Annotated in this window: 28 protein-coding genes; 13 read left to right on the top strand and 15 right to left on the bottom strand. The window is 59.7% G+C overall.

All coding sequences use genetic code 11. The features are described 5' to 3' along the window. Positions 1-71: 71 nt before the first annotated feature. Together FHX06_RS24895 and FHX06_RS24890 are read left to right on the top strand one after the other, a co-directional pair. Positions 72-923, top strand: coding sequence for an SDR family NAD(P)-dependent oxidoreductase (locus FHX06_RS24895; protein WP_183881200.1), 852 nt, complete (start codon positions 72-74; stop codon positions 921-923). Between the two features lie 86 nt (positions 924-1,009). Next, complete coding sequence (locus FHX06_RS24890) at positions 1,010-1,651, top strand: LysE family translocator (protein WP_183881198.1); 642 nt, start codon at positions 1,010-1,012, stop codon at positions 1,649-1,651. Between the two features lie 23 nt (positions 1,652-1,674). Here the strand turns inward: FHX06_RS24890 and FHX06_RS24885 are convergent, their stop codons facing one another. The 5 genes from FHX06_RS24885 to FHX06_RS24865 all read right to left on the bottom strand — a co-directional run bounded on the left by FHX06_RS24885 (position 1,675) and on the right by FHX06_RS24865 (position 6,526). Next, a complete protein-coding gene (locus FHX06_RS24885; RefSeq protein WP_183881196.1) occupies positions 1,675-2,469 on the bottom strand; it encodes an ABC transporter ATP-binding protein in 795 nt (264 codons plus the stop codon). Further along, positions 2,466-3,344: an ABC transporter permease gene (locus tag FHX06_RS24880; protein ID WP_112545640.1), complete on the bottom strand. Its 879-nt coding sequence runs from the start codon at positions 3,342-3,344 to the stop codon at positions 2,466-2,468. The genes FHX06_RS24885 and FHX06_RS24880 overlap by 4 nt, the downstream gene beginning before the upstream one ends. A 122-nt stretch (positions 3,345-3,466) precedes the next feature. Beyond that, entirely contained in the window at positions 3,467-4,420 is a 954-nt protein-coding gene (locus FHX06_RS24875) for an ABC transporter substrate-binding protein (RefSeq protein WP_029868779.1), read from the bottom strand. A gap of 94 nt (positions 4,421-4,514) precedes the next feature. After that, entirely contained in the window at positions 4,515-5,750 is a 1,236-nt protein-coding gene (gene rlmN / locus FHX06_RS24870) for a 23S rRNA (adenine(2503)-C(2))-methyltransferase RlmN (protein WP_029868778.1), read from the bottom strand. Between the two features lie 260 nt (positions 5,751-6,010). Continuing rightward, complete coding sequence (locus tag FHX06_RS24865) at positions 6,011-6,526, bottom strand: invasion associated locus B family protein (RefSeq protein ID WP_029868777.1); 516 nt, start codon at positions 6,524-6,526, stop codon at positions 6,011-6,013. A gap of 337 nt (positions 6,527-6,863) precedes the next feature. On the opposite strand from FHX06_RS24865, the gene FHX06_RS24860 reads away from it, so the two are divergent. Further along, on the top strand, positions 6,864-7,424 hold the full coding sequence (locus FHX06_RS24860; protein WP_112545643.1) for a sigma-70 family RNA polymerase sigma factor: 561 nt from the start codon (positions 6,864-6,866) through the stop codon (positions 7,422-7,424). A gap of 80 nt (positions 7,425-7,504) precedes the next feature. Here the strand turns inward: FHX06_RS24860 and FHX06_RS24855 are convergent, their stop codons facing one another. Next, positions 7,505-7,897 (bottom strand): YkvA family protein, encoded by a 393-nt coding sequence (locus tag FHX06_RS24855; protein WP_029868950.1) that lies wholly within the window; start codon positions 7,895-7,897, stop codon positions 7,505-7,507. Between the two features lie 51 nt (positions 7,898-7,948). Continuing rightward, complete coding sequence (locus tag FHX06_RS24850; protein WP_183881194.1) at positions 7,949-8,254, bottom strand: 4a-hydroxytetrahydrobiopterin dehydratase; 306 nt, start codon at positions 8,252-8,254, stop codon at positions 7,949-7,951. Positions 8,255-8,288: 34 nt separating this feature from the next. On the opposite strand from FHX06_RS24850, the gene FHX06_RS24845 reads away from it, so the two are divergent. After that, positions 8,289-8,789 (top strand): low molecular weight protein-tyrosine-phosphatase, encoded by a 501-nt coding sequence (locus FHX06_RS24845; protein ID WP_183881192.1) that lies wholly within the window; start codon positions 8,289-8,291, stop codon positions 8,787-8,789. On the opposite strand, the gene thpR is transcribed toward FHX06_RS24845, so the two are convergent. Both thpR and FHX06_RS24835 read right to left on the bottom strand, forming a co-directional pair. Next, the gene (gene thpR, locus FHX06_RS24840; protein WP_112545646.1) at positions 8,696-9,289 is read right to left on the bottom strand and encodes an RNA 2',3'-cyclic phosphodiesterase; all 594 of its coding nucleotides are present in this window, start codon (positions 9,287-9,289) and stop codon (positions 8,696-8,698) included. The two genes, FHX06_RS24845 and thpR, sit on opposite strands and share 94 nt — an antisense overlap. A 68-nt stretch (positions 9,290-9,357) precedes the next feature. After that, positions 9,358-10,002 (bottom strand): arylesterase, encoded by a 645-nt coding sequence (locus FHX06_RS24835; protein ID WP_112545647.1) that lies wholly within the window; start codon positions 10,000-10,002, stop codon positions 9,358-9,360. A gap of 72 nt (positions 10,003-10,074) precedes the next feature. Here FHX06_RS24835 and FHX06_RS24830 point away from each other — a divergent pair, with 72 nt between their 5' ends. From FHX06_RS24830 to FHX06_RS24815, 4 genes are all read left to right on the top strand, one after another. After that, positions 10,075-10,782: an ABC transporter ATP-binding protein gene (locus tag FHX06_RS24830; RefSeq protein ID WP_029868945.1), complete on the top strand. Its 708-nt coding sequence runs from the start codon at positions 10,075-10,077 to the stop codon at positions 10,780-10,782. Next, positions 10,779-13,322: an ABC transporter permease gene (locus FHX06_RS24825; protein WP_183881190.1), complete on the top strand. Its 2,544-nt coding sequence runs from the start codon at positions 10,779-10,781 to the stop codon at positions 13,320-13,322. Before FHX06_RS24830 ends, FHX06_RS24825 begins: the two co-directional genes overlap by 4 nt. 179 nt (positions 13,323-13,501) lie before the next feature. Continuing rightward, positions 13,502-14,230, top strand: coding sequence for a Bax inhibitor-1/YccA family protein (locus FHX06_RS24820; RefSeq protein WP_112545650.1), 729 nt, complete (start codon positions 13,502-13,504; stop codon positions 14,228-14,230). A 111-nt stretch (positions 14,231-14,341) separates the two neighbouring features. Continuing rightward, a complete protein-coding gene (locus tag FHX06_RS24815; protein ID WP_183881188.1) occupies positions 14,342-14,899 on the top strand; it encodes a GNAT family N-acetyltransferase in 558 nt (185 codons plus the stop codon). Between the two features lie 6 nt (positions 14,900-14,905). Here the strand turns inward: FHX06_RS24815 and FHX06_RS24810 are convergent, their stop codons facing one another. The 3 genes from FHX06_RS24810 to acnA all read right to left on the bottom strand — a co-directional run bounded on the left by FHX06_RS24810 (position 14,906) and on the right by acnA (position 19,244). After that, positions 14,906-15,307, bottom strand: a complete 402-nt coding sequence (locus tag FHX06_RS24810) for a DUF2794 domain-containing protein (RefSeq protein WP_112545652.1) — start codon at positions 15,305-15,307, stop codon at positions 14,906-14,908. 273 nt (positions 15,308-15,580) lie between these two features. After that, a complete protein-coding gene (locus FHX06_RS24805; RefSeq protein WP_112970795.1) occupies positions 15,581-16,321 on the bottom strand; it encodes a DUF1223 domain-containing protein in 741 nt (246 codons plus the stop codon). 232 nt (positions 16,322-16,553) lie between these two features. Further along, positions 16,554-19,244, bottom strand: a complete 2,691-nt coding sequence (gene acnA, locus FHX06_RS24800) for an aconitate hydratase AcnA (RefSeq protein WP_112545654.1) — start codon at positions 19,242-19,244, stop codon at positions 16,554-16,556. A gap of 260 nt (positions 19,245-19,504) precedes the next feature. Here acnA and ccmA point away from each other — a divergent pair, with 260 nt between their 5' ends. The 5 genes from ccmA to FHX06_RS24775 are packed head-to-tail and all read left to right on the top strand — an operon-like array spanning position 19,505 to position 22,393. Next, the gene (gene ccmA / locus FHX06_RS24795) at positions 19,505-20,149 is read left to right on the top strand and encodes a heme ABC exporter ATP-binding protein CcmA (RefSeq protein ID WP_183849558.1); all 645 of its coding nucleotides are present in this window, start codon (positions 19,505-19,507) and stop codon (positions 20,147-20,149) included. Beyond that, complete coding sequence (gene ccmB / locus FHX06_RS24790) at positions 20,146-20,805, top strand: heme exporter protein CcmB (protein ID WP_183881186.1); 660 nt, start codon at positions 20,146-20,148, stop codon at positions 20,803-20,805. Before ccmA ends, ccmB begins: the two co-directional genes overlap by 4 nt. A gap of 48 nt (positions 20,806-20,853) precedes the next feature. Continuing rightward, the gene (locus FHX06_RS24785) at positions 20,854-21,615 is read left to right on the top strand and encodes a heme ABC transporter permease (protein ID WP_113013311.1); all 762 of its coding nucleotides are present in this window, start codon (positions 20,854-20,856) and stop codon (positions 21,613-21,615) included. A 2-nt stretch (positions 21,616-21,617) separates the two neighbouring features. After that, positions 21,618-21,788: a heme exporter protein CcmD gene (gene ccmD, locus FHX06_RS24780; RefSeq protein ID WP_113013312.1), complete on the top strand. Its 171-nt coding sequence runs from the start codon at positions 21,618-21,620 to the stop codon at positions 21,786-21,788. Continuing rightward, a complete protein-coding gene (locus FHX06_RS24775; RefSeq protein WP_112545659.1) occupies positions 21,785-22,393 on the top strand; it encodes a DsbE family thiol:disulfide interchange protein in 609 nt (202 codons plus the stop codon). The genes ccmD and FHX06_RS24775 overlap by 4 nt, the downstream gene beginning before the upstream one ends. Here FHX06_RS24775 and FHX06_RS24770 read toward each other — a convergent pair. The 3 genes from FHX06_RS24770 to ftsY are packed head-to-tail and all read right to left on the bottom strand — an operon-like array spanning position 22,390 to position 25,206. Further along, a complete protein-coding gene (locus FHX06_RS24770; RefSeq protein ID WP_112545660.1) occupies positions 22,390-22,977 on the bottom strand; it encodes a DUF2585 domain-containing protein in 588 nt (195 codons plus the stop codon). The two genes, FHX06_RS24775 and FHX06_RS24770, sit on opposite strands and share 4 nt — an antisense overlap. Continuing rightward, a complete protein-coding gene (locus FHX06_RS24765) occupies positions 22,974-23,618 on the bottom strand; it encodes a septation protein A (RefSeq protein WP_112545661.1) in 645 nt (214 codons plus the stop codon). Before FHX06_RS24765 ends, FHX06_RS24770 begins: the two co-directional genes overlap by 4 nt. Positions 23,619-23,676: 58 nt before the next feature. Beyond that, the gene (gene ftsY / locus FHX06_RS24760) at positions 23,677-25,206 is read right to left on the bottom strand and encodes a signal recognition particle-docking protein FtsY (RefSeq protein WP_113144915.1); all 1,530 of its coding nucleotides are present in this window, start codon (positions 25,204-25,206) and stop codon (positions 23,677-23,679) included. Positions 25,207-25,208 lie beyond the last annotated feature (2 nt).

Raw genomic sequence — 25,208 nt, 5'->3', positions numbered from 1 at the left:
GGTTTGACAGCGCAAAAGCAGAGCCCATATTCGGCACCGTCCGAACAATGCTCCGAGGAGAGGCCAGTCCCGTGACGAATATTCAAGACATTTTCAAACAATCCAATGTTGCCGTCATCACCGGCGGCGCATCCGGCATCGGCCTCGCCGCCGCAAAATACTTCGCCAGGGCCGGCATGAGCGTCGTGATCGCCGATCTCGGTGGCGACAGGCTCGCCAGCGCCCGCGCCGAACTGGAGGCGATCGCGGGCCAGGAGCATGTGATGGCTGTCGAGACCGACGTCTCGCAGAAGGAGCAGATCGAAGCCCTCGAGCGCGCTGTCATCCAGCGCTTCGGCCGCGTGCATGTGTTGATGAACAATGCCGGCATCGGCCCGGAAACCTCGATCTTCAGTCCGCAGGCCGGCTGGGACAATATTCTTGCGGTCAATCTTCTCGGCGTCGTCAACGGCGTCAGGGCATTCGGCCCGGGCATGATAGCTCATAGCGAACCCGGCCTTATCATCAATACCGGCTCCAAGCAGGGCATCACCACCCCGCCTGGCAACCCCGCCTACAATGTTTCCAAGGCCGGTGTGAAGGTCTTCACTGAAGCGCTCGAGCATGAGCTGCGCAATATCGAAGGTGCCGGTATTTCCGCGCATCTGCTGATCCCCGGCTTCGTCTTTACCGGCCTCACCAAAGGCGATCGCCAGGAAAAGCCTGCCGCGGCCTGGACGCCAGAACAGACGGTCGATTTCATGGTCGAAAGCCTGGAGCGCGGCGATTTCTACATCCTATGCCCCGATAACGACGTAGCCCGTCCTGTCGATGAACGCCGCATGGCCTGGGCGATGGGCGATATCATCGAGAACCGCCCGCCACTGTCACGCTGGCACAAGGATTACGCTGACAAATTCAAGGCCTATCTCGAACAGAAGTAATCGGTGCCATCACAAGGTTTGATTGGTAAATTTCTGAAAGCCGCGTAAGAGATCGCCGGATCTTTCTCCGGCTTTCAGAGTATACCATGGAGTTCCTGCCAAGCCTTCCGACGCTTATTGCCTTCGCCGCCGCCACTTTGTTGCTGGCGGCAACCCCCGGCCCTGACATGACCTTGTCGATCAGCCGTGCGCTGGCACAGGGCAAGAAGGCAGCCCTTTTCGTTGTTCTTGGCACCAGCCTCGGCATCGTCGTGCACACGATGCTGGTCGCCTTCGGCATATCGGCTTTGATCACCGCTTCTCCGACCGCTTTCCTGATCCTGAAGACCGGCGGCGCCGCCTATCTCTTCTGGCTGGCAGTGCAGGCAATCCGCTACGGCTCGAAGCTGACGGTCGCTAAGGTTGAAGGCCCAAGGGGCACGATCCTCTCGAACATTTCCTCGGGCTTCTGGGTCAACCTGCTGAACCCGAAGGTCATCATCTTCTTCATGACCTTCCTGCCGCAGTTCGTCGATGCGAGTGATCCCGCCGTGACGCACAAGCTGCTCTTCCTCGGATTCTGCTTCATCCTGGTCGGAATGCCGGTCAACGCGGCTGTCGTCATGGCTGCCGACTGGCTGTCGAGCTGGCTGCAGAGCAACAGGAAGGTGCTGCGCGGCATGGATTATACCTTCGCTGGCGTCTTCTCGGTTTTCGCCGCCAAGATCCTGCTCACACAGGCGCGCTGATCAATGATCAGCACGCTGTCGGCCTAACCGATCAGCAGCGCATCGTCGTCGAGCGTCTGGCCACGCATCTTGCGGAACATGGCGATCAGATCTTCGACCTGCAGGTTCTTCCTGTTGTCCCCAGCCACGTCGAGCACGATCTCGCCGCCATGCAGCATGATCGTGCGGTGGCCGTAGTCCAGCGCCTGACGCATGGAATGCGTCACCATCATGGTCGTCAGCTTGCGTTCGGAAACGATCTTCTGCGTCAGGTTCATGACGAACTCGGCCATACCGGGATCGAGCGCCGCCGTATGCTCGTCGAGCAACAGCACTTCGGAGCCGGCAAGCGTCGCCATGACGAGCGAGACGGCCTGCCGCTGACCGCCGGACAGCAGGTCCATACGGTCTCTCAGCCGGTTTTCCAGCCCAAGATTAAGCTCGGCGATCCGCTCCTTGAAATAGTCGCGGCGGCTTCCACCGAGAGCTGCGCCAAGCCCGCGCTTTTCACCGCGCCGGGCGGCCAGAGCAAGGTTCTCCTCGATCGACAGCGCACCGCAGCTTCCGGTCAATGGATCCTGGAAAACGCGCGCCACCAGACCGGCGCGGGCCGATGTAGACCTGCGCGTCACGTCGGCCTTGCCGATCAGAACCGAGCCTTCACTCGGCATGACATCACCGGCGAGCACGCCGAGCAGTGTCGATTTGCCGGCGCCATTGGAGCCGATGACGGTGACGAAAGAGCCTTCGTCGATTGTCAGGCTGACGCCGTTCAGCGCCTGTTTCTGCAGCGGCGTGCCACGCCCGAAAACAACCTTGATGTCCTTGACGCTGATCATGATGCGGCACCTCCGCGAAGGCGGGGAAGAATGAGCGCGACAGTCACGAGAACCGCCGTCACGAAATTGAGGTCGGAGGCCTGCAGGCCGATGACGTCGCTCGACAGCGCAAGCTGGATGGCGATGCGGTAGATGATCGAGCCGAACACGCATCCGATAAGCGCAATCAGCAGCCCCCGCCGCCCAAGCAGCGTCTCGCCGATAATGACTGCAGCAAGGCCGACCACGATGGTGCCGACACCCGAGGTGACGTCCGCAAACCCGTTGGTCTGCGCAAAGAGCGCGCCGCCAAGCGCCACCAGCGCATTGGAAATCGCCATGCCCAGATAGATCTGCCGGCTGGTATCGACACCCTGGGCGCGGGCCATGCGGGCATTGGCGCCGGTCGCGCGCATCGCAAGCCCGGCATCGCTTTCAAGGAAGCGCCAGACGACGATGACGGCGATAACGACGAGGGTGCCGACGAAGAGCGGCCGAACGTAGAAATCCCTGAGCCCATGCCCGAAGAAGGGACTGATCATCGTATCGGCATTGATGAGCGCGACATTCGGCTTGCCCATGACGCGTAGATTGACCGAGAAGAGCGCGATCATCGTCAGGATCGAGGCGAGCAAGTTGAGGATCTTGAACCGCACATTGAGGAGCGCCGTCACCATTCCGGCTCCGGCCCCCGCTGCCATCGCGATCAGTGCTGCGAGCCACGCATTGACGCCGGCGATGATCAGCACCGCAGTCACGGCTGCACCGAGCGGGAACGAACCGTCCACCGTCAGATCCGGAAAATCGAGAACGCGGAACGCAAGATAGACGCCGAGCGCGACGAAGGAATAAACCAGACCGAGCTCGACGGCCCCCCAGAATGCAATTTGGCTCAAGGCTTTCAGCCCCTTTTGTTTCCGTTCCGCCCGTCGCGAAACGGGAGCCTTTTAATATATTCAGCCGCCCCCGCGCAAACGGGAGCGGCTGATCGTAGCTAAGACTTTGGAACGACAGTCGATTATTCGATGACTTTGTTGGCGCGCGAGACAACGCTTTCCGGCAGGGTGACACCCATTTTGGCCGCAGCTGCCTTGTTGATGACGAGATCGCTGCCGGCCGCGGTCTTCACCGCGATATCACCGGGATTTTCGCCCTTCAGCACGCGAACGACGATCTCGCCGGTCTGCTTGCCGACATCATAGTAATTGAAGCCAAGCGCTGCGATCGAGCCGCGAGAAACGGAATCCGTATCGGCGGTGAAGAGCGGCAGCTTGCTTTCTTCTGCAACGGCAACCGCACCTTCCAGCGCCGAGATGATCGTGTTGTCGGTCGGGATGTAGATCGCATCGGCGCGGCCGACGAGCGCGCGGGCAGCGCCCTGCACTTCGGCGGACTTCGTCGCGGCCGATTCAACAACGGTGATGCCGGCCTTCTCGGCTTCAGCCTTCAGTGCCGCCAGAAGCGAGACCGAGTTGGCTTCGCCGGAATTGTAGAGGTAGCCTATCGTCTTCACATTAGGCAGGATTTCCTTGATGAGCGCGATGTGTTCGCCGACCGGCGACATGTCGGAAAGGCCCGTCACGTTGCCGCCAGGCTTGTCCATGTTCTTGACGAGCTGCGCGCCGAGCGGGTCGGAAACGGCCGTGAAGACGACAGGGATATCGCGCGTCGAGGAAACGACGGCCTGGGCCGACGGCGTGGAGATCGGCACGATGACGTTGGGTTCGTCACCGGCAAACTGGCGGGCGATCTGGGCGGCCGTTGCCGGATTGCCCTGCGCGGATTCGAAGACGAACTTGAGGTTTTCGCCTTCCTTATAGCCGGCAGCAGTCAGCGCATCGAGCACGCCTTTACGCGCGGCATCGAGCGCCGGATGTTCGACGATTGCGGTGACGGCAACCGTGACGTCAGCGGCCTTGACCGGTAGGGTAAGGGCCAAAGTTGCGGCACAGGCCAGAAGAATTGAACGCATGGGGTGTCCTCCAGAATGATTTTGGGGGCACTTTTAGAAAAAGCGCCCCCGTTAATCAATCGCAGAGATTTGTTGCGACGATCAAACTTGCTGATCAGTCGTCTGCGCCGTGGTTGGCGATCATCATGGCTTCGAAGGCAAGACGCTCGGTCTTGCGCATGCGTTCGGATTCCGACTTCAGCTGACCGCAGGCGGCGAGAATATCGCGGCCGCGTGGCGTGCGGATCGGCGAAGCGTAACCCGCCGAATTGATGAAATCGGCAAACTTCTCGATCTGCGCCCAGTCGGAACACTGATAGTTCGTGCCCGGCCAGGGGTTGAAGGGGATGAGGTTGATCTTCGCCGGCACGCCCTTCAGGAGCTGGATCAGCCCCTTGGCGTCTTCCAGACTGTCATTGACGTCCTTCAGCATCACATATTCGAACGTAATGCGCCGCGCATTCGAAAGACCGGGATAGTTCCTGCAGGCTTCGATCAGTTCCTTCAGCGGATACTTCTTGTTGATCGGCACGAGAATGTCGCGCAGGTCATCACGCACCGCATGCAGCGAGATCGCCAGCATCACACCGATTTCTTCGCCGGTGCGCAGGATCTCGGGTACGACACCAGACGTGGAAAGCGTTACACGGCGCTTGGACAGTGAAAGACCATCACCGTCGGTAGCGATCAGCAGCGCCTGCTTGACGGCATCGAAATTATAGAGCGGCTCGCCCATGCCCATCATCACGATATTGCTGACCTTGCGGCCTTCCGACGGCACCATGGCGCCGACAGGAACGTCACGATCGGGGAAATCGCCGAGCCGGTCGCGGGCGAGCAGAAGCTGGGAGAGGATTTCCTCGGCCGTCAGGTTGCGCACCAGCCGCTGCGTGCCGGTGTGACAGAAGGAACAGGTGAGCGTGCAGCCGACCTGGCTGGAAATGCAGAGTGTGCCGCGCCCTTCCTCGGGAATATAGACGGCCTCGATCTCGACCGGACGGCCAGCACCCCGCGGCGGAAAACGCAACAGCCATTTGCGCGTGCCGTCGTTGGAAATCTGCTCTTCGACAATTTCGGGCCGGGCGATGGTGAAATGCTGCTTCAGCATCTCGCGCATGTCCTTGGCGACATTCGTCATGTGGTCGAAGTCGGAGACGCCGCGCACATAGATCCAGTTCCAGAGCTGCGAGACACGCATCTTGATCTGCTTGTCCGGCACACCTTTTTCGCGCAGCGCCGCACCCATTTCCTCGCGCGTCAATCCGATCAGCGAGGGTTTTGGCGAAAGCTCAGTACCGAGAGGAGCCCGTCCGGCGGGCTTGGCAACGGTCATCGCATCCATAACGGACATAATCTTCTAATCCCGAACTCAACATGGCAACCATCCCGGAAAGCCGGAAGACTTGCGGGGCCGTTGACGCATGATTGCAGAAATGAATGGGCGGAGCGGCGATGAATTCGCCATCCTTCCGCAGTTGCGCGCCGCTTTAGCATCATTTTGCCTCCACGTCACTAGACCCGCGTCATGAGAGATGGAGGCGCCCCTATAGATGGAAACGACGAAGGCCGGCGCAAGGCCGGCCTTTGAAACATTGCCTCAAGCAATCGAACTTACTTGCAGCTTTCGATCTGCTTCAGTGCAGCCGAAATACCAGAGAGCGAATAGCTGTAGGACGTGCCGGTGCCCTTGCGCGAGACAGCGTTGACGGTCATCGAATGGCCCGTCTTCATGGCTGCAACGAGCGCCGGCTCCTGCGCGGCGTTCTCGACCCACGCAGCCTTGTCCTTGGTGAACATCACGAAGGTCTTGTTGTCGATGACAACATTCACCTTGGAGTTTTCCTGCAGCGAATAGCCCATCATAGCCTGCGGCTCATAGGAGATGTTCTGGCCCGGGCGCTGCGACACGATGAAGAAATTGTCGCCGTGGTCGACGCTTGCCGGCTGCTTTGCAGTCGGTACCGAAAGCACGTAGCAGACGGTGGATGCACCTGACTTGTAGGAATAGGCGCCCCATGCCTGGAACTGCTGGATGCGGGTCGGTGCTGCTGCCGCCTGCTGCGCTGCCGCCACTCCGGTCATAGCAACTGTGAGGGCGAAAGCGGATACGATACTTTTTACGAACATGGAATTCCTGCCGGTTCTTGCGGTTCAAGGCCCGAAGCGATCATTGCGGGCGGCGCATAATCACGATCTGCTTTATTTTGACTTAATTCAGGTTACCAAATGGTCAACAATGGCTGCGAATTGTATCTGCCTGTTTCATTTTCGCCCGACCGTTAACGTCTGAACCCGACAGCGGCGCCTGTGTCACGCTCTGTCGTGATGGGCTGAGCCATCGGTTCGGGTGAATTTAAGACACAAAGATTCAGGCAAGAGTTTGACCTTTCTCAAATCCGTTGTACCTCATTAAGGTGTGGAAATTCAGGACGAAATCTGTGTCTTAGGGAGTGCGTGAGGGGATATGGATGCCGAGGAAAGACAGCGTTTCGCTGCCCTCGCAAAGGCCGTTGCCGATCAGCGCGACGAGTCCGCATTCTCCGTTCTGTTCGACTATTTCGCACCGCGCCTGAAATCATGGCTGATGCGCCAGAAGATGACATCAGGCGAGGCCGAGGAACTGGTTCAGGAGATCATGATCGTTCTCTGGCACAAGGCCGCTCTCTACGATCCCAGCCGCTCCTCGCTTTCCACCTGGCTTTTCCGCATCGCGCGGAACCGCCGCATCGATCAGCAGCGCCGCGCCCGGGTTCGTGTTCTCGATGGCGAGGATCCGACGCTGCAGCCGCCCGAGGAGATGCGCGCCGACGAAATTGTCGCCAATGACGATCGCGATGCGCAGGTGCGCGACGCCGTCAGTCAATTGCCCGAGGAGCAGCGGGCACTTCTCCAGGCTGCCTTCTTTCTTGGCCAGTCGCATTCGCAAATCGCTGACGCGACCGGCCTGCCACTCGGCACGGTAAAATCGCGCATCAGGCTCGCCTTCGGCAAGCTGAGAAACCTGCTGGAGCGGGAAGAGGTCTGAAGTGCGGCGGTTTGCGATAACGACAGGCGTCAAAACAAAGACCCGGCGTAGCTGGAGGGTCTGAAAAACCGCGACGCGTTTTAGATCGTCTTCATCCCGTCTTCGGAACGGTCGGCGAGAACGCGATCGGCCGCCTCGTAATGGCTTGGCCGGATATTGCCCCTCACCATGGCAAAGGCCGCCGACAGGACGGCGACATCATCCGAAAAGCCGATTACGGCGAAGATATCGGGGATGATATCGACCGGCATGACGAAATAGGCAAGCGCTGCCAGGAGAACGCCGCGCACCCTGGTTGGCGTCTGCGGATCAAGCGCGCAATAGAAACCGGCAACCACATCGCGTGAGAATGGAATTTGACGTACGGCACGGCGAAAGGTCGGCCAGAATTTCTGCCGCACCGTCTTTTCACGACGGTTCTGCGTATCCTCGTCGCCCGGCAACAGGATTTCTCCGTATTTGACCTCGTCCATCCCGATATCCCTTGTGGTCGCTCCGAACATATGGTGACGACCGAAACCGTTTCAATCAACTCGCGGCGCTGCAGCCTTGTCCATGGCCTTTGCAAGCTTGAAATCCAGCTCAGTCAGACCGCCGACATCATGCGTGTTGAGCTTGACCTCGACTCGGGAATAAACGTTGAACCATTCCGGATGATGGTTGAGTTTTTCCGCAGCAAGTGCCGATTCGGCCATGAAGCCGAAAGCTTCGACGAAGCTGCCGAATTTGAACGTCTTCGAAATCGAGCCCGCCGCATCATCGAGTGTCCAGCCCTTGAGCTCGCCAAGCAATTGGCTGATCACCGGTCTTTCCAGCTTTTCCCTTTTCATGCCATGCTCCTTCCATCCTTCGCCAGGTTTTCAGATGAAACGTATCAGCATCCTCTTTGTTTGCATGGGCAATATCTGCCGCTCTCCACTTGCCGAGGGAATATTCAGCCATATCGCGGATGAGGCAGGCCTTGGCGATGCGTTCCGCATCGATTCCGCCGGCCTTGGCGGCTGGCATCAGGGAGAACTTCCCGACCGACGCTCGATCGCCGCCGCAAGCGCACATGGCATCGACATTTCCGGGCAACGCGCCCGCAAGATATTGCTCGAGGATTTTGACGATTTCGATCTGATCCTCGCCATGGACCGGTCGAATGTCTCTGAACTGCGCCGGCGTTCCCCCGACCGGGAAAATATCCACCTTTTCGGCGATTTCGCGCTCGACACCGGGGAAGAGATTCCCGATCCCTATTATGGCGACCGGGAAGACTTCGAGTTCGTTTACGCTAGGCTCTTCAATGGCTGCAGCACGCTGGTCGAGAGGCTCGGCGCCATCAGCGGTTCGTGGAGTGGGAACACCTCCTCGGTGAGGTAGGGTCCGCCGCCAACCGATTCGCGAGACGACAGAAGCACGAAGCGCGGCACGGTGAAGGTCGAGGTCTGGAAGTTGCCGCGGCCGGCGAGGTATTGGACGACATCATCGACACGGGAATATTTCAGCCTGGCAAGGGTGACATGCGGCGTGAACTTGCGCGGGTCCGGAGGCAGGCCGATACGCTGGCAGATCCGCTCGATCTCGCCCTGCAGGGCGTACATTTCCGGCGACGGAGAAACTCCGGCCCAGATCGAGTGGGGTTTTTTGGAGCCGAAGGAGCCGATGCCTTCAAGCCGGAGCTGGAATTCCGGCCGGTCGATACGATCGAGGCGCTCGACGATTTCGTCTGCCGTGCGTCCGTCGACATCGCCGATGAAGCGAAGTGTGATGTGGTAATTCTCCACATCGATCCATCGAGCTCCGGGAAGACCACCGCGCAACAATGACAGGCTCATCGCCGCATTGCGCGGAATTTCGAGGGCGGTAAATAGTCTCGGCATAACGAGCACTCCCCGAATCTTTTGCAGGTGCTCACACGGAATCACGCATTACAAACCTGTGCAAGCCCCTATTTCTTCACAGAAGAAATCGTTCCAACGAATTTCGTGACAGCTGGTTCCATCTTTTCCACCATCACGTCCACCCCCTTGGCGTTGGGATGCATGCCATCGTCGAGTTTCAGGCCAGCATCCAGGACCACGCCGTCGAGAAAAAATGGGTAGAGTTCAACCCCATGTTTTTCCGCAAGTTTCTGGTAGATCGGGTTGAAGCGTTCGGCATAGTCCGCCCCCATGTTCGGGGGTGCCATCATGCCGGCGAGCAATACGGCAATGCCGCGCTCTTTTAACCGGCTTATCATCTGGTCGAGATTCTTTTCACTCTGATCCGGCGGGATGCCGCGAAGCGCATCATTGGCCCCGAGTTCGAGAATCACCCCATCGGTTCCATCAGGAACGGACCAATCGATTCGCGCGAGCCCGCCCGTGGTTGTGTCGCCGGAGACGCCGGCATTGGTGATCGAAACGTCGATCCCCTTGGCCTTCAGAGCCGCCTGCAGCTTTTCGGGAAAGCCGTCGCCCGGCGGCAGCTGGTAGCCCGCCATCAGGCTGTCGCCGAAACCGACCAGATTGATCGTGCGTGCTTGCGCAACCGTCGAGAAAATCAGGGAGAAGATGATGACAGCGAAGTGAAGGGCGGCAACTTTAAATCTCATAATGCTTTCCCTAGATTGGCTAGGTGCCGTTATGCGGCCATTCGGTTACGGAACTATATAGGGCGATTTCTGTTGGCCAAAACCATCATCGATCTGAAACACGCCGATTTGACGCTCGGTAATGCTGCTGCCTCCGTGCATGTGCTGAAAGGCATCGATCTGGAGATCAGCGCCGGCGAATCCGTCGGCATCGTCGGTCCCTCGGGCTCCGGTAAGTCCACCCTGTTGATGGTGCTTGCAGGCCTTGAGAAACTCGACAGCGGCGAAATCAATATCAACGATACGCCCCTCCACGCGCTGAGCGAGGATCAGGTCGCCGATTTCCGCGGCCGCAACATCGGCATCGTCTTCCAGTCCTTCCATCTGATCGCCAATATGACGGCGCTGGAAAATGTCGCGGTCCCCCTCGAGCTCGCCAATGTACCCAATCCCTTCGAGATCGCTCGCCGTGAGTTGGCATCCGTCGGGCTCGCCGAACGTCTGAACCACTATCCTGGTCAGCTCTCCGGCGGTGAACAGCAGCGTGTTGCAATCGCCCGTGCGCTCGCGCCGTCACCTGCCCTGCTGATCGCCGACGAACCAACCGGCAATCTCGATACCGATACCGGACGGCAGATCGCTGATCTCCTGTTTTCCAAACAGGCCGAACGCGGCATGACCTTGCTGCTCGTCACCCACGATACTGGTCTCGCCAATCGCTGCTCGCGCCAGATCCGCGTCCGCTCCGGACGCATCGAAGGCGACAGCGCCGTCCGCCAGTCCGAGGCGGCGATTGCATGACGATCGTCACGCCGCATATCTCGCTCGCCTTCCGTCTGGCCCTGCGCGAGCTGCGCGGCGGCCTGAAGGGCTTCTACATCTTCCTCGCCTGCATCGCACTCGGCACCGCCGCAATCGCTGCCGTTAACTCGGTCTCGCAATCGATCACCGATACGATCGCCTCGCAGGGTCAGGAGCTTCTGGCAGGTGATGTCCGCTTCGAGCTCAACAACCGCGAAGCCACGCCAGAGGAAATGAATTTCCTCCGCGGCCTCGGCGAGGTCTCCGTTTCGACAGGTCTGCGCTCAATGGCCCGCAAGCCCGATGGTTCGGATCAGGCGCTGGTAGAGGTCAAGGCCGTCGACGGCGCCTATCCGCTCTACGGCACTTTTGAAGCCCAGCCGAATTATCCGCTCTCCTCCCTGCTGTCAGGAGAAGGCGGCACATACGGCGCGGTCGTTGCGCCGCTGTTGCTGGAGCGGTTGGGATTGCAGATCGGCGACGAACTGCTCCTCGGCAACGTCAAGCTCAGTATCACGGGCACGGTCAAGACCGAGCCCGATGCGCTTTCGGAAGGTTTCGGCTTCGCCCCTCGCATGCTCATCAGCCGAAACGCACTGCAGGCGTCCGGCCTGATCCAGACGGGCAGCCTTGTGGAACATGTCTACAAGATCAAGCTGGAAGACCGCAGCACGATGAGCGGCATCCAGGCGCGCGCCACCAGGGAATTCCCGTCAGCCGGCTGGTCGATCCGGACCAGCGATCGCGCCGCCCCGTCGCTGACGGAAAACATCACCCGCTTTTCGCAGTTCCTCACGCTGGTCGGCCTCACCGCATTGATCGTCGGCGGTGTCGGCGTCGCCAACGCGGTTCGCGCCTTCCTCGATGCCAAACGGACGACGATCGCCACCTTCAAATGCCTGGGCGCGCCCGCCGCCGTCGTGGTCTGGATCTATCTCTTCCAGATCGGCATTATCGCGGCAGCCGGCATCCTGATCGGTCTCGTGTTCGGCGCATTGTCACCAATGCTGGCTGCGCAGTTCCTTGCCCAGTTCCTGCCGGTTTCCACCGATCCGACGCTCTATCCCGGCGCTCTGCTTCTTGCGGCCCTCTTCGGCATGCTCACGACGCTTGCCTTTGCCATCCTGCCGCTCGGCCATGCACGCGAGGTGCCGGCAACCGCACTCTTCCGCGAACAGGGTTTCGAGGCACGCCGCCTGCCCTCCTGGCCCTATGTGCTACTGGCCGTGCTCTTCATGGCAGCACTCGCAGGCCTCGCCATCTTTACCGCCTATGATCGCTTCATCGCTGTGGTTTTTGTCGGCGCCATCATTTTCGCCTTCGTCATCCTGCGGCTGGTCGCGGCTTTGATCGCCTGGGCGGCGCGTAGAAGCCCGCGCGTCAACTCGCCGGCGCTGCGGCTGGCGATCGGCAATATCCATCGCCCCGGAGCACTGACGCCCTCGGTCGTTCTCTCGCTCGGTCTCGGCCTTGCGCTGCTCGTGACGCTGACGCTGATCGACGGCAATCTGCGCCAGCAATTGACCGGCCGTATGAACGAAGGCGCGCCGAATTTCTTCTTCGTTGATATTCAGGGCGCCGAACTCGATACCTTTCGCGACCTGATCCACACCCGGTCACCAAATGGCAAACTGGTGGAAGTACCGATGCTGCGCGGCCGCATCATCGCCTTTAACGGCCAGGACGTGACCAAGATGAATGTTCCGGCGGCTGGCCGCTGGGTGCTCAACGGCGACCGCGGCATCACCTATGAGGAAAGCCCGCCGGAAAATTCGACACTTGTCGAAGGTCAATGGTGGCCAAAGGATTACAGTGGCGAGCCGCTCGTTTCCTTTTCCGCGGAAGAGGCGCATGAACTCGGCCTGAAGATCGGCGATACCGTGACTGTCAACGTCCTTGGCCGCAACATCACGGCCAAGATCGTCAATCTGCGGCGGGTCGAGTGGGAATCGCTGTCGATCAACTTCGTGATGGTCTTCTCGCCGAACACCTTCCGTGGTGCCCCGCATGCGTGGCTGGCGACACTGACCGACCCTGCCTCGACCGAGGCGGAGGACGCCGCGATCCTGAAATCCGTGACCAATGCCTATCCGACCATCACCAGCGTGCGTGTCAAGGACGCGATCGATATCGTCAACCAGTTGGTCGGCGAGCTTGCGACCGCCATCCGCGCTGCAGCATCCGTTGCACTCATCGCCTCCGTTCTCGTGCTGGCCGGCGCACTTGCCGCCGGAAATCGAGCGCGCACTCATGATGCTGTCGTGCTGAAAACGCTTGGCGCGACGAGAGCCATGCTGATCCGTGCCTTCAGCTACGAATATCTCATCCTCGGTGTGGCCACTGCGATTTTCGCGCTCTTTGCCGGCGGCGTCGCTGCCTGGTTCATCGTCAGTCGCATCATGCGCCTGCCCTCCAGCTTCATGCCTGATGTCGCGGGTCTCACGCTTGTCACCGCCCTTGTATTGACCGTCGGCATCGGCCTGATCGGCACCTGGCGCATCCTCGGGCAGAAGGCGGCACCCGTTTTGCGCGAGCTGTGACGGGCAAGGGGCTTAAATCCCTTCACCTTACGGCGATTTAACCGAGCGGCAGATTGCAAAGGCCTTGTTTGAAAAGGGCGAAAGCCTCATATTGTCAGCAGGCATGCTGGAAGCTCCGCAGCGGCGCCCGGGTCGTAAACCCGACACCGTATTTCCATCGGAGCTTGTAAGAGGAAACTATGGCTGATCTTCGTAACTACCAAAGCCGTGCACAAACCGGCGAAGTGATTGATCAAGGCCTCCGCGCTTATATGCTCAAGGTCTACAACCTGATGGCGCTGGGTCTGGCGATCACTGGTTTGGCCGCCTATTTCGCATTCACCTTCGCCGTCCAGGACGGCCAGCTCACCCAGTTCGGCCAGGTCCTGTACCAGTCGCCCCTGCGCTGGGTCGTGATCCTTGCGCCTCTTGCGGCGGTCTTCTTCCTGAGCTTCCGCATTAACCGCATGAGCGTGGCTGCGGCTCAGACAACCTTCTGGATCTATGCTGCACTGGTCGGTCTCTCCCTGTCGTCGATCTTCCTGATCTACACGCAGTCGAGCATCACGCAGACCTTCTTCGTGACCGCCGCGTCCTTCGGTGCGCTGTCGCTCTACGGCTACACGACCAAGCGCGACCTGTCGGCGATGGGCTCGTTCCTGATCATGGGTCTCTTCGGCCTGATCATCGCTTCGCTGGTCAACATCTTCCTGGCTTCGTCGGCCCTGCAGTTCGCAATCTCCGTGATCGGCGTGCTGATCTTCGCAGGCCTCACCGCCTACGATACCCAGCGGATCAAGGAAATGTATTATGAAGCAGACGGTTATGACGTCGCTGGTCGCAAGGCCATCATGGGCGCCCTCACGCTCTACCTCGACTTCATCAACCTCTTCATGTTCCTGCTGCAGTTCATGGGCAACCGCAAGTAAGCAGGCTGGACTGAAACACGAAAAGGCGGCTTCGGCCGCCTTTTTTGTTGCGGGCACCTCGCTGGAATGCTTCAACGTGGGCTGTCATCCAACCGTGCCGATCGATCCGAAATGCCCCCTCTCCTGCGCGACGCTCTTCCCTCCGATCTTCCTGCCATTACCGAAATCTATCGCGAGTCCGTACTGAACGGCACATCGAGCTACGAGATCGTTCCCCCGACCGAAGCGGAAATGACGGCCCGCTACTGCGCTATCCGCGAACAGTCCTATCCTTATATTGCCGCAACGGCAGAGGACGGCACGCTGCTCGGTTATGCCTATGCATCGGCATTCCGTACCCGTCCGGCCTATCGCTGGCTGGTCGAGGATTCGATTTATCTCGGCACGGAGGCGCGCGGAAAGGGCATCGGCAAGCTGCTCCTCGGAGAGCTGATTTCACGCTGCACCGTCTCTGGCTTCCGCCAGATGACAGCCGTTATCGGCGGCGCGAGCCCGGCATCGATCGCGCTTCACCGGTCGCTGGGCTTCGAAGAGATCGGTCTGATGAAGGGTGCCGGCTACAAGCACGGCCGTTGGCTGGATACGATACTGATGCAGCGCAGGCTTGGCGAAGGAACAGAAACCCATCCCGATCCCGAGGCCTATCCAGGCACCCTGTTCAAGGGATGATATGGCCTATTTGTCGACGAGCTTCAGCGACTTGTCGAAAACCTTCAGAACAGGCCCAAGTTCGTGGCCGCGTTTCAGGATCACGCCGTTGAAGTTTACCACCGAATAGGCGCCCTGCTTGGCGGCAAGCTTCGGGTTCTTCTCGATGCGGAAGAGCGGCATTTCGCCTGAACGCTTGAAGACGGAGAATACCGCCTTCTCCCTGGTATGGTCGATCGCGTAGTCTTTCCACTCGCCCTCGCCGACCATTCGGCCGTAGATCCACAGAATCTGGTCGAGTTCCCGCCGGTGAAATGTCACCGGCATCGGATCCTTGTTTTGTCTGTATTCCTTGAGATCAACGACGGTTGAAGAGCTATTGTCGACGGAGCGGCTTTCGCCGTGTCGCAAATCCGGCGTATCTGTCATCAGACTCCCAAGACCTCCACGTGTGACAGGAGAGTGACAGTTTGCCCGAGCCACGACAAATTGCAAGGGCGCCGACCATCACACTGGGGACGAAACCGGCTTTCTCGGCGGTGCCGCAATTCAGACAAAACAGCGCCTCATTTGCAAGAGAACTATAGGCTCCAGTTTGGCGCCAGCGCGCCAAAGGGCCCGGCGGAGCGTATCGACCTTAACCCCAGCCCCGAATACGCTTTGCCGGGCCGCCTAACTTTCATCCGCAAGCGAATGAAATCCTTATATATTTTTTCCTGCCATGACGACCGTCGCGCCGAGGATCGCTCCCGGATCGCCGTTGTCAGTCACAGACTGCAAGAGAATCGCTGATCCCTCGAGATCCGGTTTTTCCATGACGCTCGCCGGCAGAGTGAGCGTTGTGGCCTTGCCATCCCACATGCCGACGGTCTCCACGTCGGTGACACTGTGGAGGTACGAGATCTTCTGGCCGCTGTTTTCGCCCTTCTCGACGTCGATCGTTTTTTCCTTGTCGAAATAGACCATGACGACATTGGCCTTGCCTTGGCCCGCACCCAGCTTGATCTCCATTTCGTCGCCACGCATGTGGGCGCTTACAGGCACGGTCAGGCCTTTGCCGTCGTTGGCGTAGCCATTTATCTTGCCGTTGATACCGGCAAGATCGGCGCCTGCGAGATGGTCCCGGCCATTGACGATAGCCTGGGGCGTATAGACGTTGCTGCGCCCCATCATACGGGCATAGCCGTACTGCCGCTCGGTATTTTCCTTCGAGCTCAACGTGTCGGCCCAGCCGAGATAATTCCAATAGTCAACATGATAAGCGAGCGCGATGACGTTGCCCTGGCTGACGAGCTTGCGGAATGCAGCATCGGCAGGCGGACAGGAGGCGCAGCCCTGTGCCGTGAACAGTTCGACGACGCCTTTCGGCGTGCCGTCTTCGGCCATGAGAGGACCTGCAAAAGCAAGCCCGACGATCAGCGGGATCATAAAACGCGGGGACATTCACCAGCACCTCTTTTTCAGTGCCGGCAATCCTGACCGCCGGCTCTGAGATATGAACGTACGAATAATCCTTCCGGCTCCAAACGCAAAGTCACGAACGGGTGAGACGAAGCCCCAGGCCGCAGGCTGCTGAAACACATCGGCGTGAGCAGTGATACCGACCTGTTTTGCGCAAAGAAAAACCGCCGGAAATTGCTCTCCGGCGGTCATTATCAGTCAAGTATCTTAAAAATCAGGCTGCGAGATCGCGCAGAACCGTCTGCAGGATGCCGCCATTGTTGAGGTAGACAACCTCGTCCAGTGTGTCGACGCGCGACACCAGCGGAACGTCCTTCACCGTGCCGTCGGCATAGGTGATCTTGGCGATCTTCTTTTCGCGCGGCTTGATGTTTTCGAGGCCCTCGATGGTGACGAGTTCGTCGCCCTTCAGGTCGAGGCTCTGCCAGGTCGTGCCCTCTTCGAAGACGAAGGGGATGACGCCCATGCCGACGAGGTTCGAACGGTGAATACGCTCGAAGCTCTGGGCGATCACGGCCTTGACGCCGAGCAGGTTCGTGCCCTTCGCAGCCCAGTCACGCGACGAGCCATTGCCATATTCCACGCCGGCGAAGATGACGAGCGGAACGCCCTCGGCCTTGTACTGCATGGCCGCATCGTAGATCGAGGTCTCTTCCTTGGACGGGTAGTGGATGGTGTAGCCACCTTCCTTGCCGTTCGCGCCAAGCATGAAGTTGCGGATGCGGATATTGGCGAAGGTGCCGCGCATCATGACTTCATGGTTGCCGCGGCGCGTTCCGTACTGATTGAAGTCGGCGACGGCGACGTCATGGCCGAGCAGGTAGGCGCCTGCCGGCGACGCAGCCTTGATAGAACCGGCCGGAGAAATGTGGTCGGTGGTGATCTTGTCGCCGAAGAGGCCGAGAACACGTGCACCCTTGATGTCGGATGTGCCGGTGCCCTTCTTGCCCATGCCGACAAAGTACGGCGGGTTCTGGACGTAGGTCGAATCGTCGTCCCAGGCATAGGTCTGGCCCGGAGGAACCTGAACGGCCTGCCAGTTTTCGTCGCCCTTGAAGACGTCGGCATACTTCGTTTCGTAGAGTTCGCGGGTGACGTACTTCTGGATGAAGTCCTGTACTTCGTGCGAGGTCGGCCAGATGTCCTTCAGATAGACCGGGTTGCCGTTCTGGTCTTCACCGATCGGCTCCTTGGTCAGATCCTTCTGCACCGTGCCGGCGAGCGCGTAGGCGACGACCAGCGGCGGCGAAGCGAGGTAGTTCGCCTGAACGTCCGGCGAGATACGGCCTTCGAAGTTACGGTTGCCCGAGAGCACGCCGGAAACGATAAGGCCCTTGTCGTTGATCGTCTTGGAGATCGGCGCCGGCAGCGGGCCGGAATTGCCGATGCAGGTCGTGCAGCCGAAGCCGACGAGGTTGAAGCCGAGCTTGTCGAGATCGGCCTGCAGGCCGGACTTGGCGAGATATTCGCCGACGACCTGCGATCCGGGAGCAAGCGAGGTCTTGACCCACGGCTTGGTCTTCAGGCCCTTGGCAACGGCGTTGCGGGCGAGAAGGCCGGCAGCGATCAGAACCGACGGGTTGGACGTGTTGGTGCAGGAGGTGATGGCGGCAATCGCCACGTCACCATGGCCGAGATCGAAATCCGTGCCTTCGACCGCATAGCGGTTATTGAGCTGGCCGGGCTTCTTGTAGTCGGCATCCATCGAGCCGGCGAAACCGGTGGCGATGTTTTCGAGTGCGATGCGGCCTTCCGGACGCTTCGGGCCGGCCATCGAGGGAACGACGTCGCCGAGGTCGAGTTCCAGGGTGTCGGTGAAGACGAGGTCGGAACCGTCGCCATCGCGCCACATGCCCTGTGCCTTGGAATAGGCTTCGACGAGTGCGATCCGGTCATGCGTACGGCCGGACATCGTGAGGTAGTTGATGGTTTCGCCATCGACCGGGAAGAAGCCGCAGGTTGCGCCATATTCCGGACCCATGTTGCCGATCGTCGCGCGGTCGGCGAGCGGCATGTTGTCCATGCCCGGGCCGAAGAATTCGACGAACTTGGAAACGACGCCCTTCTTGCGCAGCATCTGCACGACGGTCAGAACGAGGTCGGTCGCGGTGACGCCTTCCTTGAGCTTGCCAGTCAGCTTGAAGCCGATAACCTCAGGCAGCAGCATCGAAACCGGCTGGCCGAGCATGGCGGCTTCAGCTTCGATACCGCCGACACCCCAGCCGAGAACGCCGAGGCCGTTGATCATCGTCGTATGCGAGTCGGTACCGACGCAGGTGTCGGGATAGGCGATCGTCTCGCCGTCCTCTTCCTTCGTCCAGACGGTCTGGCCGAGATATTCGAGATTGACCTGGTGACAGATGCCGGTGCCCGGAGGAACGACGCGGAAATTCTTGAACGCCTGCTGACCCCACTTCAGGAAGCGGTAACGCTCGCCGTTGCGCTGGTATTCCAGCTCGACATTCTTGGCGAAAGCCTGCGGCGTGCCGAATTCGTCGACGATGACGGAATGGTCGATGACGAGGTCGACGGGAACGAGCGGGTTGATCTTTTCCGGATCGCCACCGAGGGAAACCATCGCGTCGCGCATTGCGGCAAGGTCAACGACGGCGGGAACGCCGGTGAAGTCCTGCATCAGCACGCGGGCCGGGCGATAGGCGATCTCGTTCTCGACGGCGCCCTTGTTGTTCAGCCATTCGGCGACGGCGAGGATGTGCTCCTTGGTAACCGACTGGCCGTCTTCGAAGCGCAGCAGGTTTTCCAGCAGCACCTTCATCGAATAGGGGAGCTTCGAAACGCCGGGCAGGCCGTTTGCCTCAGCCTTCGGCAGGCTGTAGTAGACGTAGTCCTTTCCACCAACGGAAAGCGTGGACCGACAATTGAAACTGTCAAGAGATTTAGACACGAGAGACCCCGTTTCTGATAGCCAACACAGTCGTGCGAACGCCTATGCACTTAATGCACATCAGGATGCGGGTACGGCCATTTCCGCTGTCCGCACGTGAGGAGAAACCTCAAGTTCGGCGCAAGGATGATATTCACGCCGACCGCTGGCGTGGTTGCAGGTCTTATAGATAATTTCGTAAAGACTTGCCATAGCGACAAGGTCAAAATTGGACATTTTTTGAGCCCGCCCGAGAGCGCCAACGAAGAAAGAGCCGATGCATGCATCTCATCGCTGAAAATCTGGCGGCCCGGCGCGGGGAAGATCTGATTTTCGTTAACGTTTCCTTTCACTTGCAGCCCGGCGAGGCACTGATCCTGACAGGCAAAAACGGATCGGGAAAGTCCACTTTATTGCGCGTGGTGGCCGGTCTTTTGAGGCCCGAAAAAGGCTCCGCTACAGTCAGTGATTCGCCAGCCGGCGAAAGGCGTCCGGCGGCCGAAGCGAGCCACTACCTTGGCCATCGGAATGCAATGAAGACGGAACTTACGGTTGCAGAAAATCTGGATTTCTGGCGATCCTTCCTGAGTTCTGGCACGAGAACTGGCCTGGGCACCGAAGAGGCCGCGGAAGCGGTCGGCCTGTCCGGCATCACGCACTTGCCCTTCGGCTACCTCTCGGCCGGCCAGCAGCGTCGCTTCGCCTTCGCCAAGCTTCTGGTTTCCCATCGCCCGGTCTGGATCCTGGACGAGCCGACCGCAGCGCTGGATGCGAATGCGGACAGGCTGTTTGCGCAATTGATCGAAGCGCATTTGACGGAAGGCGGGATTGTCGTCGCCGCGACGCATCAGCCTCTTGGACTGGAAAGGGCCAGGGAAATGAGAATGACCGGCTTTGCCGGCGTCGAGCAGGGAGTGTGGGGATGATCGCCCTCTTTCTCCGCGACCTCCAGCTTTCCGTCCGCGCCGGCGGCGGCGCGCTCGTCGGCATTCTTTTCTTCCTTACTGTCGTTGCTGTCATTCCCTTCGGTGTCGGCCCGGATCTCGCGCTTCTCTCGCGCATCGGGCCTGCCATCGTCTGGATTGGCGCACTGCTCGCCGCCCTTCTCGGGCTCGATCGCCTGTTCCAGGCGGAGCGAGACGACGGCTCACTCGACCTGATGCTGATGCAGGACACACCCTTGGTTCTGACGGTGCTCGTCAAATGCGCCGCGCACTGGACGGCAACCAGCCTGCCGCTGGTCATTGCCTCGCCGCTGCTCGGGCTCTTCATGAATATGAATGAGACGGCGATCGGCGCCACCATGCTCACCCTCCTCGTCGGCACGCCGGCAATCACCTTCATCGGTGCCGTCGGTGCAGCCGTTGCCGTCGCGCTGCCCCGAGGCGGACTGCTGGTCTCGGTACTCATCCTGCCGCTGACGATCCCAGTACTGATCTTCGGTGTCAGCGCCACCTACGCGGCAGTGGTTGGACCGTCACCTTTTCTGCCGCCGTTTCTGATACTCATTGCCCTGACACTCTTCTTTGCGGTGATAGGACCGGCTGCCGCCGCACTGGCACTTAGAAACACGGCGGATTGATCCGCGCTTCGATTGCGGCTCCCAGCGGATCAAGGTAAGGAAGCGGATATGAGCGAAACGAGCCTTGCCATCAGCAAATTCAGCGATCTCGCCAACCCGACGCGGTTTCTGGCGCTGGCATCGCGCGTCATTCCATGGCTGGCCGGCATTACGGCCCTCTGTTTCATCATTGGCCTCTATCTGAGTTTCTCGACCGAGGGCGACTACCAGCAGGGCGAAACGGTACGCATCATGTATGTGCACGTTCCCTCCGCCTGGCTTTCCATGATGTGCTATACGATCATGAGCATTTCGGCGATCGGCACGCTGGTCTGGCGCCATCCGCTGGCCGATGTTGCGGCCAAGGCTGCCGCTCCACTCGGCGCCGCCTTCACGCTGCTTGCGCTGGTTACCGGCTCCCTCTGGGGCAAACCCATGTGGGGTACGTGGTGGGTTTGGGATGCGCGGCTCACGTCCGTCTTTATTCTCTTCTTGATGTATCTCGGCCTGATCGCGCTCAACCGCGCCATGGACGAGCCTTCCAAGGCTGCTCGCGTCACTGCCGTCCTCATCCTCGTCGGCTTCGTCAACATTCCAATCATCAAGTTCTCGGTAGACTGGTGGAATACGCTGCATCAATCGGCAAGCGTTCTGCGCCTCGACGGACCGGCAATCGATCCGGAATTCCTGCGCCCGCTGCTGGTCATGGCGATCGCTTTCACCCTGCTCTTCTTCACGCTGCATCTGATGGCAATGAGAAACGAGATCTGGCGACGCCGTATCGCCTCCCAGCGTCGCATGGCCGCGCGTATGGCAAACCGGGAGGAATAGCGGTGGGTTCCTACGCTTTCTACGTCTACGGCTCCTATGGTTTCGCCGCCCTGGTGACACTTGCAGTGACGCTCTGGACCTGGGCTGACGGGCGTGCGCGTCAGAAGGAACTGGCAGCACTCGAAGCCGCCGGCATCCGCCGTCGTTCCACCCGACCGAAGGATGCCGAATGACCGAAACTCCGCAAGAAAGTAGGCCGAGGAGCGGCGGGTTCAGCCGCTATGCTTTTGCACTGATCCCGCTCGTCGTCTTCGGCGGCATCGCCGCAACGGCTGCTAAAATGCTCTACGACCAGGATTTCCATGGCAAGAACATTGCCGAAATCCCCTCCGCATTGATCGGTACCAAGGCGCCGTCACTGAACCTGCCGCCGCTCGAGGGCTCCAACCTGCCGGCACTGACGGATGAAGCAATCAAGGGCAAGCTCACACTCGTCAACGTCTTTGCATCCTGGTGCATCCCTTGCCGTGACGAGCATCCCCTTCTCAAGCAGCTTGCCGAGGACGGGCGGCTGAACATCGTCGCGATCAACTACAAGGATAAGAACGAGAACGCCTTGCGTTTCCTCGGCGAGCTCGGCAATCCCTACCACGCCATCGGCATCGATCCGAACGGCAAGGCGGCGATCGACTGGGGTGTCTACGGTATTCCAGAGAGTTATCTCGTCGCACCTGACGGCACGATCATTTATAAGCGTGTCGGCCCCTTCGACGATATCAGCCTCAGGGAAGGCCTCTTTCCAGCAATCGAAAAGGCGCTGGGCAAGCCTGTTTCCTAGACGCCGCCCTGCCATATCTTGATCGCCTCGACGGGCCAGATCAGCATAATCACGTTCAGCGTGAGATTGTCGCGGATCACGTAGCCGGTGAAAATCTCGAAGAAGATCGCGATTGCCACCGTCAACGCCACCGGCGCTCTTGAAGCGAAAAAGAAGCCGACGGCCATGAAGATCGTATCCATCGCCGAATTGATGATGCTGTCGCCGTAGTAATCGAGCGAGATCGTCGCGGTTCGGTAGCGATCGATGATCAGAGGTGAATTCTCCAGAAGCTCCCAGCCGGATTCGATGACAACGGCCAGAAACAGGCGCGCCGCAAGCGGCTTGCCGCGAAGCACGAGATGCGCCAGCCCGTAAAACAGGAAGCCATGGATGATATGCGACGGCGTGTACCAGTCGGACAGATGCTGTGAATTGCCGCTGGAATTGACCGTCCCTTCCCACAGCTTGATGTAGCCGCAAGTGCAGATCGGAACCCGGCCCATCATATATTCGGCAATGATCTGGAGGATCAGAACCGCGAAACAGGCGGAAAACCAGAATATCTGATGCCGTGACCGGTCGGCGCCGTCGATGACAGTCACTTCTCGCTTTCAGCCTCGGTGGAAATGCTGTGCTTCAGCACCAGCGGCATCTGCGCCATGGTGAAGATGATGGTGATCGGCATCGTGCCCCAGACCTTGAAGGCGATCCAGAAATTGTCAGAGAAATTACGCCAGACGACCTCGTTCAGCACCGCAAGGAACAGGAAGAAGATGCCCCAGCGGATCGTCAGCTTGCGCCAACCTTCCGCATCGAGCTGGAAGGCCGCGTTGAAGACATAACCGAGCAGCGACTTGCCGAAGGCGAGGCCGCCAAGCAGGGTAAAGCCGAAAAGCGCATTGACGATCGTCGGCTTCATCTTGATGAAGGTTTCATTCTGCAGCCAGATCGACAACGAACCGAAGATCAGCACGACGATCCCGGAAACGAAGGGCATGATCGGCAGATGGCCGAGCACGACCTTGGAAACCACCAGCGAGAGAATGGTTGCGCCCATGAAAAGCCCGGTCGCCACGAACAGCGGACCGCCGAGCTCAGCCAACGCCGGAAAACGGGCGACGAGCCATTCCCCACGCAGATTGGCAAAGAAAAAGACCATAAGCGGCCCGAGTTCCAGCGCCAGTTTCAGAAGCGGATGATGCCGGTCTGCGGCGCTCGGAGTAATATCGCTTTCAGTCGTCATGCTCTTTCAAACCTGCTTTTTGCAATGCATGCAAGCCATCAACGGCTAATCTGTGGCATCACTGGCCGATGCCGGCAATAGCCTGGGCAAAATCCTCGGCCTCGAACGGTTCGAGATCGTCGACCCCTTCCCCGACACCGATGAAATAGACCGGCAGCTTGTGCTTGGCGGAGATCGCCACCAGAATGCCGCCGCGCGCCGTGCCGTCAAGCTTGGTCATGATCAGCCCGCTGACACCGGCGACATTGCGGAAGATCTCGACCTGGTTGAGCGCATTCTGGCCCGTCGTCGCATCCAGTGTCTGGAGAACAGTGTGTGGCGCATCGGGGTCAAGCTTGCCGAGCACGCGCACGATCTTCTCCAGTTCTGCCATCAGCTCCGCCTTGTTCTGCAGGCGGCCAGCCGTATCAATGATCAGAACATCGCATTTCCTTGCCTTTGCCTGCTCGAACGCATCATAGGCAAGGCCCGCCGCATCCGCGCCGAGCTTGGTACCGATGAATTCGGATTTGGTGCGATCGGCCCAGATTTTCAGCTGCTCGATGGCAGCGGCGCGAAATGTATCGCCTGCGGCCAGCATCACCTTGAGGCCAGCACCGGAGAGCTTCGCCGCAAGCTTGCCGATCGTTGTCGTCTTGCCGGTGCCGTTGACGCCGACAACGAGGATGACATGCGGCTTGTGCGACAGATCGAGCTGCAGGGGCTTGGCGACGGGCTTCAGCACCTTGGCGATTTCGGTTGCCATGATGCGGCTCACATCCTCGCCGGTGACGTCCTTGCCATAACGTTCGGAAGCGAGCGTATCGGTGACGCGCATTGCAGTCTCGACGCCGAGGTCGGCCTGGATCAGCAGGTCTTCGAGATCCTGCAGCGTGTCGTCATCCAACTTACGCTTGGTGAAGAGTGCTGCAATCTGACCGGTAAGCTGCGAGGAGGTCCGCGCCAGACCATTGCGCAGGCGCTGAAACCAGGAAAGCCTCGGCTGCGGAGTGACCAGAGGCTCGGGTTCGGCGAGGGATCCGGTGGCGAAGCCTTTGGGAAGAACAGGGTCCGCGACTTGTTCGTCGGACACGATACCTTCCCCCTCTGGCAAGGATCGGGAACTTGGCTCTACCTCAAGCGGAGCCTCCTGCGCGTCTCGAACAGGAAACTCTTCCGGGAACACCTCCGTGGGCTCGACCCGGCCTTCCTCTACAGGGGCAGCGGCATCCTCAAAACGATCTCCCTCCGTGTGGGGGAGATGATCCAAGACGACAGAGGAGGGCGCCGATGCATCGTCATCGGCATTTGCTTCCGCTTCCGCCTCTAGAAGAGACAAAGGTACGACGCCCATGTCACCCAGATCATCGACGGGCGGCAGTAATTCCGGCTCGGCCTCAACGGGCTCCGGGTCCATCGCGCCATCCTGCCCGACATCTGCGGCCGGACCGCCGGCGGTTTCCATTTCTTCGGCAAGAACTGGATCGGCAGCAAGCGGCAGATCTTCGTCACGCGAGCGCGGCTCCAACTCCCTTTTCACGGCCTCCGGCACGGGCTCGTCCGTCGGCTTGCCGAAGGTGAAGACCTTTTTGATGAAACTGAGCGCCATGA

Source organism: Rhizobium sp. BK512 (assembly GCF_014194915.1).
Classification (GTDB): domain Bacteria; phylum Pseudomonadota; class Alphaproteobacteria; order Rhizobiales; family Rhizobiaceae; genus Rhizobium.
Note: the sequence above shows the minus strand (reverse complement) of the source record. Positions and strands in the feature narration are given on the sequence as shown.